This window comes from Actinocorallia aurantiaca, from assembly GCF_039533685.1.
GTDB classification, from domain to species: Bacteria; Actinomycetota; Actinomycetes; order Streptosporangiales; family Streptosporangiaceae; genus Actinocorallia; species Actinocorallia aurantiaca.
This window is the reverse complement of record NZ_BAAATZ010000063.1, coordinates 1-2,248: the sequence shown is the minus strand read 5'-3', so window position 1 is coordinate 2,248 and position 2,248 is coordinate 1. Positions and strand designations below refer to the sequence as shown.

Sequence of the window (2,248 nt, the reverse complement as noted above, 5' to 3'; positions counted from 1 at the left end):
GCGGCGCGGTCTACGCCCAGCGCCACGAGCGGATGCGCAAGGCGTTCCTGGCCCTGGACGACGACCACGACGACGTCCTGGACGTCGACGACGATGAGCCGTTCGGTCTCGTTCAGCGCCACCTGGAACTGGTCGGCGACCGCACCCCCGCCACCGCCCCGGCCACCACCGGCGGCGGCTGGGCCGACCCGCAAGAACTCCGCCGACGGGCCCGCGCCTCCTACGTCCCGACCGAGACGGCCGAGCGCGTCGTCACCGCCGAGCGCGTCGACCGGCCCGAGCCCGCGCCGGTGCGCCCCGTCCCGCCGTTCCTGGCCGCCGCCATCCGCGCGTTCGGCGCCGACACCCGGATGCACTCCGAAGACCTGGCGGCCGCGCTCGGCCTGGACAACAAGCACCGCCTCGCCGAGCTGCTCGGCGGACTGGGCGTCAGCACCCTGCCGAACGCCTTCGAGCGCAACGGCCGACCGCGCCGCGGCTACGAGAAGGCGCACCTGCTGACCGCCGCCGAGCAGGTCCAGGCCGGCCGCCTGGACGTCCCCGACGACGTCCGCAACTGGGCGGCCTGACCCCCACACGACCCCCACGTGGGAGTCCCACACCCCCACGACCCCCCCACGTGGGACCCCCACAGGACCCTTGAGCAGGGCAAACGCCCCGCCCGTGTGGGGGTCGTGGGGGGGTTGTGGGGGGTCGGGAAACCCCCCTCTGAAGGCCCCCGGACCCCCGACACCCCCATCCCGCACCCCCACAGGCGAAGCCCCCCGGAATCGTCCGGGGGGCTTCGCCATGTCTGCAGTAGCTACGGTGGCGACTGCATTACTGCGCGGCCTCGTCCAGGTGCTCGCGCAACGCCTGGCGGACCTTGGCCTCCACCGCCGGGTCGTCCAGGAGGCGGATGAACGCGCGCATCACCTCGGCCAGCGGGAGGCGGGGCGCGTCCAGGTCCAGGGCGGCCTGATGCGTCCAGGCCGACAGTCGGCGGTGAAGCTGCGGCACGAGGTCGACCGTGATCCGCACAGGCTTGGACCTGACCGCCGTCTGCCCGGCCGGGGCGGCGTCGCGGTCGACGCGCCGGGCGGCCGCGCGCTGGGCGGCCTCGCGGCGGGCCTCGGCTGCGGTCTTCTTGGCGGCGCTCACCGGGCGGCCTCGGAACGCTTGAGGAGTTCGCGCGCCAACTCCTCGGCCTCGGTGCCGGCGGCACTCACCTCCATGGCGAAGGACTGGGAGTAGCGGACCACGAACGGGAACATGGTCTGCAGCACCTCGTACCCCTGCTCGGTGAGGATCTGCCGGTAGTCGGCCGGGGCCGAGGACGACTTGTTGATGCGGTTGAGGACCACCGAGAACCGCGGCGCCACCGGGCGCACCACGTCCAGATCCTCGATCGCGTTGATGACCGGCGACATGCGGTTGACCTCGATGCCGTGCGGAGCCACGGGCAGCAGCAGTTCGTCGGCGTAGCGCATCGCCGACTTCACGATCGCCTCGTGGTCCTCCATCTGCGGGGTGTCGATGATGACGGACTCCCCGGGGCGGACGATCTCGGCGACTCGGCGATGCAGCTCGCGGGTGGGCAGGCCGACGATCCGGAACGGGAATCCGCCGGCCAGGTCCGACCACTCCAGCGCCGAGGCGGCCGGGTCGGCGTCGACGAACAGCACCGGCTCCCCGAGTTCGTGCAGGGCGTGCGCCAACCACACCGCCGTCGTCGTCTTGGCCGTGCCGGGTTTCAGGTTGATCAGGGCAACGCTCAACGTCATGCGCGAGATGCTCCCACGAGATGCGCCGTAGTTACTGCATGGACTGCACTACTGCGATGAGTCGGCCCGCAGCTGCTCGGCGACGCGCGCCAGGAGCTGCTCGTCGTCGGCGGCCAGGTGGAGCAGGGCCCGCCACATCGCCGAGTGCGCCAGCGTCGGGGTGTCGGTGGCCTCTCCCAGCTCGGCGACGAGGCGGCGCATCGTGCGGTAGTCGGCGGGGTCCAGGTCGACGGTGATGCGCACCGGGCGGCCGCGGCGCCGGTCCGTCGGCGGAACCTTCCTCGTCGCCTGGACGGGCACCTGGGAGCCCTGGCCGCCGGCGGCCGCGTCGACCTGGTTGACGATCGTGAGATTGACGTTCATGTGCTGCCCTTCGTCGTGACTCGTTTCGTTACACCGCACCGGTTCCGCCGTCTCTTTCGTTACGCCGCCGCAGGGTCTCCGCCACGCCCTCCGAGGCGGCGGTGAACGACACGTAGCCCTCG

At 72.3% G+C, this 2,248-nt stretch carries 4 protein-coding genes; 1 reads left to right on the top strand and 3 read right to left on the bottom strand.

Going from position 1 to position 2,248, the window contains the following annotated elements; genetic code table 11:
• On the top strand, positions 1-569 hold a 569-nt coding region (locus ABD327_RS37380; protein ID WP_344458540.1), incomplete at its 5' end, for a hypothetical protein.
• Positions 570-819: 250 nt separating this feature from the next.
• On the opposite strand, the gene ABD327_RS37375 is transcribed toward ABD327_RS37380, so the two are convergent.
• Genes ABD327_RS37375 through ABD327_RS37365 form a run of 3 tightly spaced genes read right to left on the bottom strand, consistent with a single transcriptional unit; the run spans position 820 to position 2,126 of the window.
• Entirely contained in the window at positions 820-1,140 is a 321-nt protein-coding gene (locus ABD327_RS37375) for a hypothetical protein (protein ID WP_344458538.1), read from the bottom strand.
• Positions 1,137-1,763, bottom strand: coding sequence for an AAA family ATPase (locus ABD327_RS37370; protein ID WP_344458536.1), 627 nt, complete (start codon positions 1,761-1,763; stop codon positions 1,137-1,139). The genes ABD327_RS37375 and ABD327_RS37370 overlap by 4 nt, the downstream gene beginning before the upstream one ends.
• 48 nt (positions 1,764-1,811) lie before the next feature.
• Positions 1,812-2,126, bottom strand: coding sequence for a hypothetical protein (locus ABD327_RS37365; RefSeq protein WP_344458534.1), 315 nt, complete (start codon positions 2,124-2,126; stop codon positions 1,812-1,814).
• Between the last annotated feature and the right edge of the window lie 122 nt (positions 2,127-2,248).

Excerpts from the sequence above, each read along its gene's own strand:
- ABD327_RS37370 (WP_344458536.1), bottom strand. The coding sequence starts at position 1,763 with ATGACGTTGAGCGTTGCCCTGATCAACCTGAAACCCGGCACGGCCAAG.
- ABD327_RS37365 (WP_344458534.1), bottom strand. The coding sequence starts at position 2,126 with ATGAACGTCAATCTCACGATCGTCAACCAGGTCGACGCGGCCGCCGGC.